This is a genomic window from Phytopseudomonas dryadis (assembly GCF_004327355.1).
Lineage (GTDB): Bacteria > Pseudomonadota > Gammaproteobacteria > Pseudomonadales > Pseudomonadaceae > Aquipseudomonas > Aquipseudomonas dryadis.
Map to the genome: position 1 here is coordinate 210,175 of NZ_QJUM01000001.1, position 15,717 is coordinate 225,891.

The window sequence follows — 15,717 nt, forward strand, 5'->3', positions numbered from 1 at the left end:
AGATACCAGCATGGATGACGCTCAGGCACCTCCAGGGCAACGCCGGATGACCCTGCGCGCCAGCCAACCGCATTACCTGCGTATCCGCGATCAACTGGTCATCGACATCAGCCAGGGCGCCCTGGCCAGCGCGAGCAAGCTGCCACCCGAGCGCGACCTGGCCGAGCGCTTCGGCTGCACGCGGGTGACCCTGCGCCAGGCCTTGCAGTTGCTCGAGACCGATGGCCTGATCTATCGGGAAAACCGCCGCGGCTGGTACCTCAGCCCGCCGCGCGTGCGCTACGACCCTACGCGCACCAGCGGCTTCATGGAGTATGTCGTGGCCCAGGGGAGAATACCGGTCACCGAATGCCTGCACGCCGAGCTGCGCCCCGCTGGCGCCTGGCTGGCCAAGCGCATGGGGCTCGATCACCCCGAACAGGCGGTGTTCTATCTGCAACGCCGACGCTGGGTGGATCGACGACCGGTGCTGCTGGAATACAACGCCCTGCTCGCCAGCTGGTGCCCCGGGCTGCTCTCGCACGACCTCAACGGCTCATTGACCGCCCTGCTGCGCGAGCGCTTCGCACGGGTACATTCGCGCAGCGAGATGAGCATGCGCCCCGGAACGGTCAATGACGTGCAGGCCGAACTGCTGCAGGTATCCCCCGGCTCGAGCAGTTTCTACCTGGAACGGCTGAACTTCGGCGAGCACGATCAACCGGTGGAATTCGACCAGGAACTGTGGCGCTCCGACTCGCTGACCGTCGTGCTCGATACCCGCTACCCGGGCTGACGGCATCTTCAGTCCTTGCTGCCGAGCTGTTCGGCAAGCTCGTCAATCCGCCCGGGAATCCGTGGCAACCTGGAAAGCACGAAAGCTCGCTGGTTACCCACGAAGGTTTCGACGATGTAAAGCCTGTCACCCACATCCACCCCCAACTCCTGCAAGGCTTCGTCGGGTAGCCGTATGGCGCCGTCGCCGTCCCAGTCCTCGATCGTTACCGCCATCGTCTCCATGGTCTTTTCCTGTGTCAGTGAGAATGACTCGCTGCGAGCTGCAGGGCGGCTGGCACAAAGCCTTCAGCCGTTGGGGATTTATCCTGAACCTATATCGCGCCAGACAGTTCGATACCCATAGGCCTACCAAGGCCATGGGTACCGAGCCAGAGCAAGTACTACAAAAGCGCTCGATGCCTTCGACTGCAGACGAAACTGCGCCCAACCGATGCGCAGCAGCACCGATGAGGATAAAGCAAATGGCTTCGCGTAAACCGTCATCCCCGAAATCCCCGGCCGCCGACAGTGCCTATCTGAAAAGCGACAGTGCTGCCAACGCGGCACCGCCTGCCGGTACCGGCAAGGCCGTCATCGAGCAGAAGCGTGCCGTCGGCGAAACCGTCGATGCCATGCCGCACAACCCCAACAAGGCCGGCGAATACGGCGCGGCCTCCGGCAAACCGCAACGCGGGGCCACGGTCGGCTGCCCGTTCAGCGTCGGCGCCAGCAGCGTCAGCGAAGCCAACAGCAATGACAAGACCGGGCAAGCGCCGGAACCCGGCGTCAACGCCGCCAGCGGCGAACTGCCCAGGGTACGCGCCGACAGCACCGGCCAGGGGCTGACCACCAACCTCGGCGTGCCGATCGCCGACAACCAGAGCTCGCTCAAGGTCGGCCTGCGTGGCCCGGCGCTGCTCAAGGACTTCATCCTCCGTGAGAAGATCACCCACTTCGACCACGAGCGCATTCCCGAGCGCATCGTGCATGCCCGCGGCTCGGCCGCCCACGGCTACTTCGAGAGCTACGAGTCGCTACAGGATCTGACCTGCGCCTCGCTGTTCGCCGAAGCGGGCAAACGCACGCCGGTGTTCGTGCGTTTTTCCACCGTGGCCGGTGAGCGCGGCTCCAAGGATACCGCGCGCGACGCCCGCGGCTTCGCCGTGAAGTTCTACACCGATCAGGGCAACTGGGATCTGGTGGGCAACAACATCCCGGTGTTCTTCATCCAGGATGCGATGAAGTTTCCCGACCTGATCCATGCGGTCAAACCCGAACCCCATCACGGCATGCCGCAAGCGGCCTCGGCCCATGACACCTTCTGGGACTTCATCTCGCTGATGCCCGAGTCGGCGCACATGATCATGTGGGTCATGTCGGATCGCGGCATACCGCGTAGCTACCGGATGATGCAGGGCTTCGGCGTGCACAGCTTCCGCTTCGTCAATGCCGAGGGCAAAGCGCACTTCGTCAAGCTGCACTGGAATCCCAAGCTCGGTACCCATTCCCATGTCTGGGACGAAGCGGTGAAGATCTCCGGCGCCGACCCGGACTATCACCGCCGCGACCTGTGGGAAGCCATCGAGGCTGGCGAATACCCGGAATGGGAACTGGGCGTGCAGGTCGTTTCGGAAGAGGATGCCGAGTCGTTCAGCTTCGACATCCTCGACCCGACCAAGCTGATTCCCGAGGAACTGGTGCCGGTGCGGCCGATCGGGCGCATGGTGCTGGATCGCAACCCGGACAATTTCTTCGCCGAAACCGAACAGGTCGCCTTCTGCGCCGCCCATGTGGTGCCCGGTATCGACTTCAGCAACGACCCGCTGCTGGCCGGGCGCATCCACTCCTATGTGGACACCCAGATCACCCGCCTGGGCGGCGCCAACTTCCAGGAACTGCCGATCAACGCGCCGGTGGTGCCGGTGCACAACAACCAGCGCGACGGCATTCACCGGCAGACCATCCACCGTGGACGCGTGGCCTACGAGCCCAACTCCCTGGCCGGCGGTTGCCCCTTCCAGAGCGGTGAGACGGGCTTCGTGCCCTTCCCCGAGCCAGTCCAGGGTGACGAAGTGCGCGGCAAACCGGAGAAATTCGCCGAGCACTACAACCAGGCCAGCCTGTTCTTCAACAGCCAGGCGCCCCACGAGCAGCAGCACATCATCGATGCCCTGCGTTTCGAGTTGAGCAAGGTGACGGTACCCGGGATCCGCAACCGTACCCTGGCGATGCTGCGCAACATTTCCGAGGTACTGGCCCAAGGCGTCGCCGAGGGCTTGGGCGCGGAACTGCCCGCGCCGTTGCCGAAGGCCACGGCCAGCGAGAGCAAGCCCGAAGTGGAGACATCGCCCGCCCTGTCACTGCTGGCAAGACCCGGCGATGGCGGCATCCGCACGCGCCAGGTCGCCATCCTGCTCGCTGCGGGTGTGGATCGGGCCTCCCTCGAGTCGGTCTCCGAGGCCCTGCAGGCCGAAGGCGCCGTGGTGCGTCTGGTCGGCCCGCGGGTCGGGCCATTCGCCAGTCGCGACGGCAGCCCCATCGAAGCCGACGCCTCGCTGGAAAACCAGCCCGCGCCCCTCTTCGACGCGCTGGTGGTACCCGACGGCAAGGACGCCAGCGCGGCGCTGCAGGCCGACGGTCGCGCCCTGGAGTTCGTGCGTGACAGCTTCCGCCACGGCAAGACCATCCTCGCGGTAGGCGCCGGCACCCAGCTACTGGAAAAGGCGGACGTGCCCCTGCAGGACAACCCGCCCGGCGTCTTCAGCGGCGGCAAAGCCGACAAGGCGCTCATCAAGCAACTGATCGCCGGCATCGCCCAGCACCGCCATCCCGAGCGGGAGACCAACCCACCCCAGGTCTGACCCCGGCGATACTCGAGCCCGGCACCTGCCGGGCTTTTTTCTGCGGGCCGCGCCCCTGTCACGGGCCATACGGCTCTCGCTCTCGTCGCGCCAACAGCAGCGTGCCCCTGGCTGTCTGGTAGTGCCCAGTGCCTGCCACACCGGCCACCGTATAACTGCAGGCACAGCTATGCCACAATATGCCTCATGTCGGGAATGAACCCTGCCTTCATCGCTGAGCCTGCACGGCACAGCGTATAAACATAATGTCGCTGGCACCCTATGCCCGCCGGGTCGAACCGCGCTTCGACTGGAACACGGTGGCAGACTCCACCTTGGCCCGTCATGGCCCCGCTGCCCCAGACCACTTCTAACCTACTGATCGGTAAGTACCTTTGATTTCCACCGCTAACATCACCATGCAGTTTGGTGCCAAACCCCTGTTCGAGAACGTGTCGGTCAAGTTCAACAACGGCAACCGCTACGGCCTGATCGGCGCCAACGGCTGCGGCAAGTCGACCTTCATGAAGATCCTCGGTGGCGATCTCGAGCCCTCCGCTGGCCAGGTCATGCTCGAGCCGAACGTGCGCCTGGGCAAGCTGCGCCAGGATCAGTTCGCCTACGAAGAATTCAACGTGATCGACACCGTGATCATGGGCCATGAGGAGTTGTGGAAGGTCAAGGCCGAGCGCGACCGCATCTACGCGCTGCCGGAGATGAGCGAAGAGGATGGCATGAAGGTCGGCGAGCTCGAAGGCGAGTTCGCCGAGATGGACGGCTACACCGCCGAATCCCGCGCCGGCGAGCTGCTGCTCGGCCTGGGCATCCCGCTGGAGCAGCATTTCGGCCCGATGAGCGAAGTCGCCCCCGGCTGGAAGCTGCGCGTGCTGCTGGCCCAGGCGCTGTTCTCCGATCCCGACGTGCTGCTGCTCGACGAGCCGACCAACCACCTAGACATCAACACCATCCGCTGGCTGGAAAACATCCTCACGGCGCGTAACAGCACCATGATCATCATTTCCCACGACCGCCACTTCCTCAACGCGGTCTGCACCCACATGGCCGACCTGGACTACGGCGAGCTGCGCCTGTTCCCGGGCAACTACGACGAGTACATGACCGCCGCGACCCAGTCGCGCGAGCAACTGCTGTCGGACAACGCCAAGAAGAAAGCGCAGATCGCCGAACTGCAGACCTTCGTCAGCCGCTTCTCGGCCAACGCCTCGAAAGCCAAGCAGGCCACCAGCCGCGCCAAGCAGATCGACAAGATCCAGTTGGCCGAGGTCAAGCCGTCGAGCCGGGTCAGCCCGTTCATCCGCTTCGAGCAGAGCAAGAAACTGCACCGCCAGGCGGTCACCGTCGAACAGCTGTCCAAGGGCTTCGACGGCAAGACGCTGTTCAAGAACTTCAGTTTCACCGTCGAAGCGGGCGAACGCGTCGCCATCATCGGCCCCAACGGTATCGGCAAGACCACCTTGCTGCGCACCCTGGTCGGCGAGCTGAGCCCGGACGCCGGCAGCGTGAAGTGGACGGAAAGCGCCGAGCTGGGCTATTACGCCCAGGATCACGCCCATGATTTCGAGGACGACTGCAACCTGTTCGACTGGATGGGCCAGTGGACGCAGGGTGGCGAGCAACTGGTGCGTGGCACCCTGGGCCGCATGCTGTTCTCCAACGACGAGATCCTCAAGTCGGTCAAGGTCATCTCCGGCGGCGAACAGGGTCGCATGCTGTTCGGCAAGCTGATCCTGCAGAAGCCCAACGTGCTGGTGATGGACGAACCGACCAACCACCTGGACATGGAATCCATCGAGGCGCTCAACCTGGCGCTGGAGAACTACCCGGGCACGCTGATCTTCGTCAGCCACGACCGCGAGTTCGTCGGTTCCCTGGCCACGCGCATCATCGAGCTGTCGGAAAACGGTGTGACCGACTTCAGCGGCAGCTACGACGACTACCTGCGCAGCCAGGGCGTGATCGTCTGAGCGCCTGAGCGCAACAGAAAAAGCCCCGTCGTCCCAAGGATGACGGGGCTTTTTGAGTTATGCGGTTGAAACCTGCTCATGACCTTGCGAGCCGGGGCCGACGCGCAGCTGCTCGTCAGCGGCGTAGCCTGGGTTGAGCAGCGCGATACCCAGGGCGTTCTCCCGGGTGTCGCTACGCTCGACCCGGGCTACGAGGCCAAGCAGATACAGAAACGCCGCTCGAATCGAGCGGCGTTTTCATTACAGCCGTTGCATCACGCAGCGACGTAGCCTGGGTTGAGCATCGCGATACCCAGGGCATTTTCCCGGGTGTCGCTGCGCTCGACCCGGGCTACGAGGCCAAGCAGATACAGAAACGCCGCTCGGGTCGAGCGGCGTTTTCATTACAGCCGTTGCATCACGCAGCGACGTAGACTGGGTTGAGCAGCGCGATACCCAGGGCATGCTCCCGGGTGTCGCTACGCTCGACCCGGGCTACGAGGCCAAGCAGATACAGAAACGCCGCTCGGGTCGAGCGGCGTTTTCATTACAGCGGTGGCATCACGCTGAGAGCTCGACCAACAGCTTGTTCAGACGCTGCACGTAGGCGGCCGGGTCCTTCAGGCTGTCGCCCGCGGCCAGCGCGGCCTGGTCGAAGAGGATGTGCGACAGGTCGGCGAAACGATCTTCGTCCGGCTCGGCATCCAGTTTCTCGATCAGCGGGTGGCTCGGGTTGAACTCGAAGATCGGCTTGGATTCCGGCACCTTCTGCCCGCTGGCTTCGAGGATCTGGCGCATCTGCAGACCCAGATCCTGCTCGCCAATGGCCAGGATGGCCGGCGAATCGGTCAGGCGGTGGGAGACGCGCACCTCGGCCACCTGCTCGCCCAGCGCCCCCTTGAGGCGCTCGACCAGGCTTTCCTTGCTCTTGGCCACTTCTTCCTGGGCCTTCTTGTCCTCTTCGGAGTCCAGCGCGCCCAGATCCAGGTCGCCACGAGCGACGTCGACGAAGGACTTGCCGTCGAACTCGGTCAGGTAGCTCATCAGCCACTCGTCGATGCGGTCGGTGAGCAGCAGCACTTCGATGCCCTTCTTGCGGAAGACCTCCAGGTGCGGGCTGTTCTTGACCTGCGCGTAGGACTCGCCGGTGAGGTAGTAGATCTTGTCCTGGCCTTCCTTGAGGCGGCCGATGTAGTCGCCCAGGGAAACGCTCTGCTCGCCCTCGCCGTCCTGAGTGGAAGCGAAGCGCAGCAGGCCGGCGATCTTCTCCTTGTTGGCGAAATCTTCCGCCGGGCCTTCCTTGAGCACCTGGCCGAAGTGCTTCCAGAAGGTCTTGTACTGCTCCGGCTCGTTCTTCGCCAGTTTCTCCAGCATGTCCAGCACACGCTTGGTCAGTGCCGACTTCATGGAGTCGATCACCGGATCCTTCTGCAGGATTTCGCGGGAAACGTTCAGCGACAGATCGTTGGAGTCGACCACACCCTTGATGAAGCGCAGGTACAGGGGCAGGAACTCGTCCGCCTGGTCCATGATGAACACGCGCTGCACATAGAGCTTCAGGCCACGCGGCGCCTCGCGCTGGTACAGATCGAACGGCGCGCGGCCGGGTACGTACAGCAGCGAAGTGTATTCCAGCTTGCCTTCGACCTTGTTGTGGCTCCAGCTCAGCGGATTGTCGAAGTCGTGGGAGACGTGCTTGTAGAACTCCTGGTACTGCTCGTCGCTGACCTCGCTGCGCGGCCGCGTCCACAGCGCGCTGGCGCGGTTGACCACTTCCCACTCGGGCTCGGCCGGCTTGTCCTTCTCCTCGCCATGGAACTCCTTGGGCAGTTCGATGGGCAGGCCGATATGGTCGGAGTATTTCTTGATGACGTTGCGCAGGCGCCAGCCGTCGGCGAATTCTTCCTCACCGCTCTTGAGGTGCAGCACGATACGGGTACCGCGCTCGGCTTTCTCGACGTTGGCGATCTCGAACTCGCCCTCGCCCTTGGAGGCCCAGTGCACGCCCTCGCTGGCCGGCAGACCGGCACGACGGGTGAACACCTCGACCTTGTCGGCGACGATGAACGCGGAGTAGAAGCCCACGCCGAACTGGCCGATCAGGTTCGAGTCCTTCTTCTGGTCGCCGGAGAGGTTCTGCAGGAAGTCGGCGGTGCCGGACTTGGCGATGGTGCCCAGGTGCGCGATGGTCTCTTCCCGGCTCATGCCGATGCCATTGTCGTCCAGGGTGACGGTCCTGGCTTCCTTGTCGAAGCTGACGCGGATCTTCAGCTCGGCGCCGCCCTCGAGCAGTTCGGGCTTGGCCAGCGCCTCGAAGCGCAGCTTGTCGACGGCGTCGGAGGCGTTGGAGATCAACTCGCGCAGGAAGATTTCCTTGTTGGAATACAGCGAGTGGATCATGAGGTGCAGCAGTTGCTTCACCTCTGTCTGGAAGCCCAGGGTTTCTTTTTGAGTTTCCACACTCATGGTCATCTAACTCCAGATTGATGGCTAAGCCGCGGTACGGCGGATGTCCATCAGGTGGGGGCATGAGTTGGAATTTCAAGGCTGCCCGTTCAGGGTTCGAGCAACTCGATATGCCTGACGTCGGCCGGCTGCAGGGAAAAACGCGCCTCACCGGCGCCATTGAGGCGTTGGCGCAGGATGATTCGCCCTTCGCCGTCGAGCTCGACGAAATGCCCCTGGGCCGACGTACCCTGCTCGCTGGTCACGCGCATCGGCCGGTTGACATAGCGGGCGGGGTCGCTGAGCAGCCGCACCAGGGAAAAGTCGCGGCGCAGATCCTCGCTTGCCGGCTTGCTCGCTACGCGGGCCGGCTCTCGCGGCGGGCGCACAGGCGCTGGCGCCGCTGCCACGGCGGCGGGCAGCGCGGCGAAATGGTCATCGTCCACCCGCCAGCCAAGGTTGGCATGCTTGCTCATGGCCAGCGGCAGGCGCTGCACCTGTCCATCGACCCGGGCCTGCACCTCGAAGGTCAGGTGCGTCGCCGGCAAGGTCAGCGGCGGCAGGGGCTCCAGCTGCACATCGCGCGTGGCGAAGCGGCGCTGCAGGTAATCGTCGAGCACATGGCCCAGGGTGTCGCGCGAATCGACGTGGGTGTCGACCACGCCGTCGCGGTAACGCAAGCCATTGCGAAACAGCTCGACCGTGCCGCTCAGGGTGGTGTCGAACTGCGGCGGCAGCACCAGATGGAAATCCCCCGCCAGCTTGTTCGGCGGCAACGGCTGCAGATCCAGGTGCAGGGTATAACCACGTGTCAGCATGCGGGCCTCCGGCAGATCCTGTTCCGGCAGCAGCCAGCTCACTTCGACCTCGGGCAGCGCGCCCTCATCATTGGGCAACACGTCCAGGCGCATCGACTCGCCCGCCATCGGCAGGCCGCGGATGACCAGCTCGCGGCTGGCGAAGAAATCCTGCCCCTCGCGCAGGCTCAGCACGCCATCGATCAGTTCGCCCTGCTGCGGCGCGAAGGGCTCGCCATTGAGCTGTCCGTGCAACTGGATGAGCAACTCGGCCGGCGCCTGCTGTTCGGGCTGCAGCCATTGCAGGCCGAGTATGGCCTCCAGGCGTTGCGCATCCTGGCTGGCCATCACCGTCAGGCCGACGATAAGCGGAATGAAGCCGAGCGCGGACAGCGCCAGCGCCTGGCGCGCGCGGCGCCAGTGACGCGCCACGAAGAGCAGGGTCAGCGGCGGCAGCAGGCAGGCCCAGCCCCACAGCAGACTGGTGCCAAAGGCTCGCATCACCAGCCATACCAGTCCGGCGAGAATCAGCAGCAAGCCACCAAGGATCAGCAACGCATCCATTCGGGTTCCTTAGATACAGAGAGTTTTACCCGCACATCAACCCGGCATTCGCGGCTCATCGATCTTGAAGTGGGCGCGAGCGGTCGCGATGGGTTCGTTGCGATCGGCTTGCCAGGCGGTGACCGCCACATTGGCGACCCGCCGCCCCTGGCGCCAGACCTGGCAGCGTGCGTAGGTGTCACGATAAAGACCCGCGCGCAGGTAATCTATCGAGAAGTCGATGATTTTCGGAAAATGTGACGTGCCCATGCACAACAGCAGATGCACCAGGGCGGCATGTTCCATGAATCCGGCTATCACACCGCCATGGATGGCCGGGAGCACTGGATTGCCGATCAGTTCCTTGTTCGCTGGCAGGCGGAACAAGGGTTCACCGTCCTGTGGCCGGCACTCGATGGCGAGCAGACGCGCATAGGGAATCAGTTCGAGCAAGGCGCCATAGTCCCGAGTGTCCCGCGCCTGGCGCAACAGCGCCTGCAGATCGCTCATGAGCGTGCCGTCCGGCCAGGCGTGGCGCCCAGGCGCATGAAGGTGGCGAGCACATGGGCAATGGGCTCGGCCGGATCGTCCTGATAGGCATAGCCACGGGTGAAGATGATGGTGGTCGTCACCCGGTAGCTCTCGGCAAAGCCGAAGACATCCTTCCCCGGCTGCGCCGCGCGTATGTAGTCGACGCGCAGATCCAGCGTCGGACAGACCTCGAAGCCGGGCAGCACGCAAATCGTGGAAACCCCGCAGACCGTGTCCATCAGCGTGGTGATGGCGCCGCCGTGGATCACCCCGCTCTGCGGGTTGCCGACGATCCGCTCGCTGTAGGGCAGGCGCAGCGTCAGCCCGCTCTCGGCGACCCCCTGCAGGGTGACGCCCAGCAGCGCACAGTGCGGCAGTGCCGAAAGAAAGCGTTGCGCCCGTAGGCAAACCTCGTCAGCACTCATGCAGCGGCTCCCGTTTTCTCGCCAGGCGGCGGCTCATCTGGCCCATACCGGCAAACGTACTGAACTAATGGCGCCGCCGTGTCTCGAAAGGCCGTAATGGTATTTACACAAGGAGAAGATCCACCATGCAGAAATCAATTGCTTACGCCTTTATGCTAGCTGCCACGCTGGGCCTCGCGGCCTGCGACAAACCCTCCGAGAACAAGGCCCAGGAAGCCCAGGAAGCCCGGAACGACGCTCAAGAATCGATGAACGAAGCCGCCGAACAAAGCAACGAAGCGGCACAGAAGGAAGCCGAAGCCGCTCAGGAGCGCGCCGAGGAGCAACAGGAAGAACAGGCACCGACCGGCGCACCGGTAGCGCCTGATGCCGCCACACCGGATCCAGCGGTACCGGCCGATCCGGCAGCCCCGGCAGGCGAACCCACCCAGCAGTAAGTTTCAGCGACCCGCGGCGCGCCGCGGGTTGCCCTCCTCCCCCGCCCGCTGTCACAGCGCTGGCGTCAGCATCAACAGCAAGCTGCAGAGCAGACCGAGCATCCACATGAGGCTGCGCTGCCAGTGCAGATCGGCCCAGTACAGCAGCAGATACAACACCCGCGAAACGACGAAGGTCACTGCCAGCAGATCGACCAGCCAGCCGTTGCTCTGACTCACATGGGCCATCAGCACCCCCACGGCGAACAGCGGGAAAGCCTCGAAGCTGTTCATGTGGGCCGCCAGTGCCCTGGCACCGAAGCCGCTCAGGCGCGCCTGCTGTGCACGCGGATGGTGATTGTCGTATGCGCCACCTTCCTCCTTCATGGCCCAGGCCACGGGAATCTTCGCCACGAAGATCAGCAAGACGCTGATGAAGATGCACCAGAACGGCAGACTCATTCGCTCTTCTCCCTGGCCGGCTCGAAGGCGGGCGTTTGTGTATAGACCATCACTTCCAGCACATCGGAATGGAATTCGCGACGGTACAACACGACCACCACGCCGGCCGTCACCAGCATGAAGAACCAGGGGTTGATGAACCAGGCCAGGGTCGCCATGCCGAAGTAGTAGGCCCGCAGGCCGTAGTTGAACTGGTTGGCCGCCATCGAGATGACCCGCGCGGTGCGCTCGGCGAAGGCCTTGCGCTCCTGCTCGGTGACATGCCGTTCACCGATCATCGGCGCCGACCCCACCAGCACGGCGGCGAAGTTGTACTGGCGCATGCACCAGCTGAAGGTGAAGAAGGCATAGACGAAGACCACCCCCAGGCACAGCAACTTGAGCTCGGACATGCCGCGGCTGGCTGCCTGCACGAACGGCAGATCGGCGAGTAGCGACACCGCGCGATCCGAAGCGCCCAGCACGGTGAGGATGCCGGCCAGGATGATCAGGGTGCTGGAGGCGAAGAACGAGGCATTGCGCTCCAGGTTGCCAATGACGTTGGCGTCGGCGATGCGGTTGTCGCGCAGCAGCATGCGGCGCATCCAGTCCTCGCGATACAGATGCAGGACGCTGGCCAGACAGGGGGTGGTGCGGCCCTTGGAGTGGGCGTAGCGGGTATAGCCTCCCCAGCAGATGACGAACCAGAGAACAGCCAGCAGGTGTGGCAGATAATCTTCGCTGATGGGCATGAAAGCTCCTTGAATGACTGGAGCGATTATAGCCAGCGCAGATGAGAAGCAGATGAGAAAAAGCCGCTCGGGGGAGCGGCTCCTTCGATCAAACGATGTGAATCGACGGTCAGGCCAACGCCGGGCGCCTCGTCCCCAGCACCCTGTCGGCCAGGCATGCCAGCACCAGGGTTACCAGTGCCGGCACCAGCCAGCCCAGACTCTGCGCGGCCAGGGGCAAGTTGCCGAAGAATGCGGGGACCTGTTCACTCCAGCCCGCGGCGTTCATGCCGTCGACGATACCGCACACCAGGGTGACCGCCATGACCGGCACGAACACACGGCTCTGTGACAGCCACAGACGATTGGCCAGGCTCAGCGCCACCAACACGATGGCCAACGGGTAGAGCCCGACCAGCACCGGCACGGAAACGCTGATCAACTGGCTCAGGCCCTGATTGGAAACCGCCAGGCTGAACAGGGCCAGAACGATGACCACACCACGGTAAGAGATGTTGAACAGATCGCTGAAGAACTCGCCGCAGGCTGTCAGCAACCCCACGCCGGTGGTCAGACAGGCCAGAATGATCACCACCGCCAGCAGCAGGGAGCCCGCGGGCCCGAAGGTCTGGTTGACGTATGCCGTGAGGATCTGCCCGCCATTCTCAGCCCCCGCAGCCAGTTCGTGGCTGGTGGCGCCGAGGTAGAACAGCGCCAGGTAGACCAGCGAAAGCGCCACCGCGGCGATGATCCCGGCGACCACGCAATAGCGGGTGATCAGGCCATCATCGCTGATGCCGCGCGCGCGTATGGCGTTGGCGATCACGATGCCGAACACCAGAGCCCCCAGGGCATCCATGGTCAGGTAGCCTTGCAGGAATCCCTGTACCAGCGGCTGATCGCGGTAGGCACCAGTCGCCTCGCCCACCTCGGCGGCGGGTGCGAGCACCGCCGCTCCGCCAAGCACGATCAGGGCCACGATCAGCACCGGCGTGATGAACTTGCCGATCCGGTCGACCAGACGGCCCGGATTCAGGGAAAGGAACAGCACCGCCGCGAAGTAGGCCGTGGTGTATGCGAACAACGCCATGGCGCTGCTGCCGACGAAAGGCTGCATGCCGATCTCGAACGACGCGACGGCCGTACGAGGGGTGGCGAACAGCGGGCCGATGGTCAGGTATACGGCAACCGCCAGCACGATGCCGGCCCAGCGCCCCAGAGGGCTGGTCAGCGTTGGCAGGCCGCCGCCGACCCGGGCCAGGGCCACGACCGTGAGCAATGGCAGGCCAACGCCGGTGAGCAGAAAGCCGAGGGCCGCCGCGGCGATGTTTTCGCCCGCCGACATGCCGGCACTTGGCGGGAAGATGATGTTGCCGGCGCCGAGGAAAAGCGCAAACGTCATGAAACCGAGAGCCAGGAGATCCAGGCCTTTCAAACGCGTCATAGGGGGGAATACCACAGGCAGAAAATCAAAGTGTTCCGGAGGGTTTCCATCAGGGTCGGGGAAACGTTGCCCGGGCTCGTGGGCCAGGCCGCTGCCGGCACCGTCGGCCGCTTTTGGCGGCCGGCAATGACGAGGGGCGACATGTTAACGAAAAACGGCCAATAACTCGAAATTGACGGACAGGCTGTCGAACCTCTGTAATTTCGCGTCGCGCCAACGAAAAAGGCCACCCGAGGGTGGCCTTTTTTCACAGTCGCAACACCTTAGGCGTTCTTGACTTCCCAACCGGTCAGCTCGGCCAGGGCCTTGCCGATGTCGGCCAGGGAACGCACGGTTTTCACCCCGGCGTCCTGCAGGGCGGCGAATTTCTCGTCCGCAGTGCCCTTGCCGCCGGAGATGATGGCGCCGGCATGGCCCATGCGCTTGCCGGGCGGAGCGGTCACACCGGCGATGTAGGAAACCACGGGCTTGGTCACATTGGCCTTGATGTAGGCCGCCGCTTCTTCCTCGGCAGAACCGCCGATCTCGCCGATCATGACGATCGCCTCGGTCTTCGGGTCTTCCTGGAACAGCTTGAGGATATCGATGAAGTTGGAGCCCGGGATCGGGTCGCCACCGATGCCCACGCAGGTGGACTGGCCGAAACCGGCGTCGGTGGTCTGCTTGACGGCTTCATAGGTCAGGGTGCCGGAACGCGACACGATGCCGACCTTGCCCGGCAGGTGGATGTGACCCGGCATGATGCCGATCTTGCACTCGCCCGGCGTGATCACGCCCGGGCAGTTCGGGCCGATCAGGCGCACGCCCAGCTCGTCGCACTTGACCTTGGCGTCGAGCATGTCGAGGGTCGGGATGCCTTCGGTGATGCACACGATCAGCTTGATGCCGCCGTTGGCCGCTTCCAGGATCGAGTCCTTGCAGAACGGTGCCGGGACGTAGATCACCGACGCGTCGGCGCCGGTGGCCTCGACGGCCTCCTTGACGGTGTTGAACACCGGCAGGCCCAGGTGAGTGGTGCCGCCCTTGCCCGGGGTCACGCCGCCGACCATCTTGGTGCCGTAGGCGATGGCCTGTTCGGAGTGGAAAGTGCCCTGGCTACCGGTGAAGCCTTGGCAGATGACTTTGGTGTCTTTGTTGATCAGGACGCTCATTACTTGCCCTCCGCGGCTTTGACGACCTGCTGGGCAGCGTCGGTCAGGCTGGTTGCCGCGATGATGTTCAGACCGCTGTCGGCCAGTACCTTGGCACCCAGCTCGGCGTTGTTACCTTCCAGGCGGACGACCACCGGAACCTTGACGCCGACTTCCTTCACCGCGCCGATGATGCCTTCGGCGATCATGTCGCAACGAACGATACCGCCGAAGATGTTGACCAGAACGGCCGCGACATTGCTGTCGGACAGGATGATCTTGAAGGCTTCGGTCACACGTTCCTTGGTTGCGCCACCACCCACGTCGAGGAAGTTGGCCGGCTTGCCGCCGTGCAGGTTGACGATGTCCATGGTGCCCATGGCCAGACCGGCACCGTTGACCATGCAGCCGATGTTGCCTTCCAGCGCGACATAGTTCAGTTCGAACTGGGCGGCGTGGGCTTCACGGGCATCGTCCTGGGACGGGTCGTGGAAGGTCTTCAGCTTGGGCTGACGGTACATGGCGTTGGCGTCGATGTTGATCTTCGCGTCCAGGCAGTGCAGGTCGCCGTCGGCCTTGATGACCAGCGGGTTGACTTCCAGCAGGGCCAGGTCGTGGTCCTTGAACAGCTTGGCCAGACCCACGAAGATCTTGGCGAACTGAGCGACCTGCTTGCCTTCCAGACCCAGCTGGAAGGCCAGTTCGCGGCCCTGGTAAGGCTGTGCGCCAACCAGTGGATCGACGGTGGCCTTGAGGATTTTCTCAGGAGTGTCGTGGGCGACTTTCTCGATGTCCACGCCACCTTCGGTGGAGGCCATGAACACGATGCGGCGGCTGGAACGGTCCACCACGGCACCGAGGTACAGTTCCTTGGCGATATCGGTGCAGGACTCGACCAGGATCTTGGTGACCGGCTGACCATTGGCGTCGGTCTGGTAGGTCACCAGACGCTTGCCCAGCCAGTTGGCGGCGAAAGCCTTGGCGTCTTCCTTGTTCTTGACCAGTTTCACACCACCCGCTTTACCGCGGCCACCGGCGTGTACCTGGGCCTTGACGACCCACTCGGTACCACCGATCTTGTCGCAGGCCTCTGCGGCCTCTTCCGGGGTGTCTACGGCGAAGCCCTTGGATACGGGCAGGCCGTATTCAGCGAACAGCTGCTTACCCTGATACTCGTGAAGATTCATGCTTGTCTACCGTCTTCGTTTAGGTATTGCGCATCGGTGCTGCACCTGCGTGCCGCACCACCTGTGA

At 63.8% G+C, this 15,717-nt stretch carries 14 protein-coding genes and 1 pseudogene; 5 read left to right on the forward strand and 10 right to left on the reverse strand.

What is annotated here, in order from left to right:
• The first annotated feature begins 46 nt into the window (after positions 1–46).
• Positions 47–775, forward strand: coding sequence for a UTRA domain-containing protein (locus DNK34_RS00985; RefSeq protein ID WP_131174266.1), 729 nt, complete (start codon positions 47–49; stop codon positions 773–775).
• Positions 776–783: 8 nt separating this feature from the next.
• Here the strand turns inward: DNK34_RS00985 and DNK34_RS00990 are convergent, their stop codons facing one another.
• Positions 784–999, reverse strand: a complete 216-nt coding sequence (locus DNK34_RS00990; protein WP_131174200.1) for an AbrB/MazE/SpoVT family DNA-binding domain-containing protein — start codon at positions 997–999, stop codon at positions 784–786.
• 239 nt (positions 1,000–1,238) lie between these two features.
• Here DNK34_RS00990 and DNK34_RS00995 point away from each other — a divergent pair, with 239 nt between their 5' ends.
• From DNK34_RS00995 to DNK34_RS01005, 3 genes and pseudogenes are all read left to right on the forward strand, one after another.
• Positions 1,239–3,617, forward strand: coding sequence for a catalase (locus tag DNK34_RS00995; RefSeq protein ID WP_131174199.1), 2,379 nt, complete (start codon positions 1,239–1,241; stop codon positions 3,615–3,617).
• Positions 3,618–3,755: 138 nt separating this feature from the next.
• Positions 3,756–3,970: pseudogene (locus DNK34_RS25945) on the forward strand (hypothetical protein); the annotation flags it as partial.
• Positions 3,971–3,991: 21 nt separating this feature from the next.
• Positions 3,992–5,581: an ABC-F family ATPase gene (locus DNK34_RS01005; protein WP_131174198.1), complete on the forward strand. Its 1,590-nt coding sequence runs from the start codon at positions 3,992–3,994 to the stop codon at positions 5,579–5,581.
• A 540-nt stretch (positions 5,582–6,121) separates the two neighbouring features.
• Here the strand turns inward: DNK34_RS01005 and htpG are convergent.
• The 4 genes from htpG to DNK34_RS01025 all read right to left on the reverse strand — a co-directional run bounded on the left by htpG (position 6,122) and on the right by DNK34_RS01025 (position 10,301).
• Positions 6,122–8,026, reverse strand: a complete 1,905-nt coding sequence (gene htpG, locus DNK34_RS01010) for a molecular chaperone HtpG (protein WP_131174197.1) — start codon at positions 8,024–8,026, stop codon at positions 6,122–6,124.
• Positions 8,027–8,115: 89 nt separating this feature from the next.
• Positions 8,116–9,366 carry an MFS transporter gene (locus tag DNK34_RS01015; protein ID WP_131174196.1) on the reverse strand — a complete coding sequence of 417 codons (1,251 nt, stop codon included), beginning with the start codon at positions 9,364–9,366 and terminating at the stop codon, positions 8,116–8,118.
• 36 nt (positions 9,367–9,402) lie between these two features.
• On the reverse strand, positions 9,403–9,855 hold the full coding sequence (locus tag DNK34_RS01020; RefSeq protein WP_131174195.1) for a PaaI family thioesterase: 453 nt from the start codon (positions 9,853–9,855) through the stop codon (positions 9,403–9,405).
• Positions 9,852–10,301 (reverse strand): PaaI family thioesterase, encoded by a 450-nt coding sequence (locus DNK34_RS01025; RefSeq protein ID WP_131174194.1) that lies wholly within the window; start codon positions 10,299–10,301, stop codon positions 9,852–9,854. Before DNK34_RS01025 ends, DNK34_RS01020 begins: the two co-directional genes overlap by 4 nt.
• Positions 10,302–10,426: 125 nt before the next feature.
• On the opposite strand from DNK34_RS01025, the gene DNK34_RS01030 reads away from it, so the two are divergent.
• Complete coding sequence (locus tag DNK34_RS01030) at positions 10,427–10,738, forward strand: hypothetical protein (protein ID WP_131174193.1); 312 nt, start codon at positions 10,427–10,429, stop codon at positions 10,736–10,738.
• A gap of 51 nt (positions 10,739–10,789) precedes the next feature.
• Here the strand turns inward: DNK34_RS01030 and DNK34_RS01035 are convergent, their stop codons facing one another.
• The 5 genes from DNK34_RS01035 to sucC all read right to left on the reverse strand — a co-directional run bounded on the left by DNK34_RS01035 (position 10,790) and on the right by sucC (position 15,650).
• A complete protein-coding gene (locus DNK34_RS01035) occupies positions 10,790–11,179 on the reverse strand; it encodes an MAPEG family protein (protein ID WP_131174192.1) in 390 nt (129 codons plus the stop codon).
• The gene (locus DNK34_RS01040) at positions 11,176–11,910 is read right to left on the reverse strand and encodes a DUF599 domain-containing protein (protein ID WP_131174191.1); all 735 of its coding nucleotides are present in this window, start codon (positions 11,908–11,910) and stop codon (positions 11,176–11,178) included. Before DNK34_RS01040 ends, DNK34_RS01035 begins: the two co-directional genes overlap by 4 nt.
• A gap of 109 nt (positions 11,911–12,019) precedes the next feature.
• A complete protein-coding gene (gene brnQ / locus DNK34_RS01045; protein ID WP_131174190.1) occupies positions 12,020–13,333 on the reverse strand; it encodes a branched-chain amino acid transport system II carrier protein in 1,314 nt (437 codons plus the stop codon).
• 263 nt (positions 13,334–13,596) lie between these two features.
• Positions 13,597–14,484: a succinate--CoA ligase subunit alpha gene (sucD, locus tag DNK34_RS01050; protein ID WP_131174189.1), complete on the reverse strand. Its 888-nt coding sequence runs from the start codon at positions 14,482–14,484 to the stop codon at positions 13,597–13,599.
• Positions 14,484–15,650: an ADP-forming succinate--CoA ligase subunit beta gene (gene sucC / locus DNK34_RS01055; protein WP_131174188.1), complete on the reverse strand. Its 1,167-nt coding sequence runs from the start codon at positions 15,648–15,650 to the stop codon at positions 14,484–14,486. Before sucC ends, sucD begins: the two co-directional genes overlap by 1 nt.
• Between the last annotated feature and the right edge of the window lie 67 nt (positions 15,651–15,717).

What these genes read in the sequence shown, in the direction of transcription:
- sucD (WP_131174189.1), bottom strand. Translation starts at nt 14,484, where the DNA reads ATGAGCGTCCTGATCAACAAAGACACCAAAGTCATCTGCCAAGGCTTC.
- DNK34_RS01035 (WP_131174192.1), bottom strand. Translation starts at nt 11,179, where the DNA reads ATGAGTCTGCCGTTCTGGTGCATCTTCATCAGCGTCTTGCTGATCTTC.
- DNK34_RS01040 (WP_131174191.1), bottom strand. Translation starts at nt 11,910, where the DNA reads ATGCCCATCAGCGAAGATTATCTGCCACACCTGCTGGCTGTTCTCTGG.
- sucC (WP_131174188.1), bottom strand. Translation starts at nt 15,650, where the DNA reads ATGAATCTTCACGAGTATCAGGGTAAGCAGCTGTTCGCTGAATACGGC.
- DNK34_RS01020 (WP_131174195.1), bottom strand. Translation starts at nt 9,855, where the DNA reads ATGAGCGATCTGCAGGCGCTGTTGCGCCAGGCGCGGGACACTCGGGAC.
- DNK34_RS00995 (WP_131174199.1), top strand. Translation starts at nt 1,239, where the DNA reads ATGGCTTCGCGTAAACCGTCATCCCCGAAATCCCCGGCCGCCGACAGT.
- htpG (WP_131174197.1), bottom strand. Translation starts at nt 8,026, where the DNA reads ATGAGTGTGGAAACTCAAAAAGAAACCCTGGGCTTCCAGACAGAGGTG.
- DNK34_RS00990 (WP_131174200.1), bottom strand. Translation starts at nt 999, where the DNA reads ATGGAGACGATGGCGGTAACGATCGAGGACTGGGACGGCGACGGCGCC.
- DNK34_RS01025 (WP_131174194.1), bottom strand. Translation starts at nt 10,301, where the DNA reads ATGAGTGCTGACGAGGTTTGCCTACGGGCGCAACGCTTTCTTTCGGCA.
- DNK34_RS01015 (WP_131174196.1), bottom strand. Translation starts at nt 9,366, where the DNA reads ATGGATGCGTTGCTGATCCTTGGTGGCTTGCTGCTGATTCTCGCCGGA.
- DNK34_RS01030 (WP_131174193.1), top strand. Translation starts at nt 10,427, where the DNA reads ATGCAGAAATCAATTGCTTACGCCTTTATGCTAGCTGCCACGCTGGGC.
- brnQ (WP_131174190.1), bottom strand. Translation starts at nt 13,333, where the DNA reads ATGACGCGTTTGAAAGGCCTGGATCTCCTGGCTCTCGGTTTCATGACG.
- DNK34_RS00985 (WP_131174266.1), top strand. Translation starts at nt 47, where the DNA reads ATGACCCTGCGCGCCAGCCAACCGCATTACCTGCGTATCCGCGATCAA.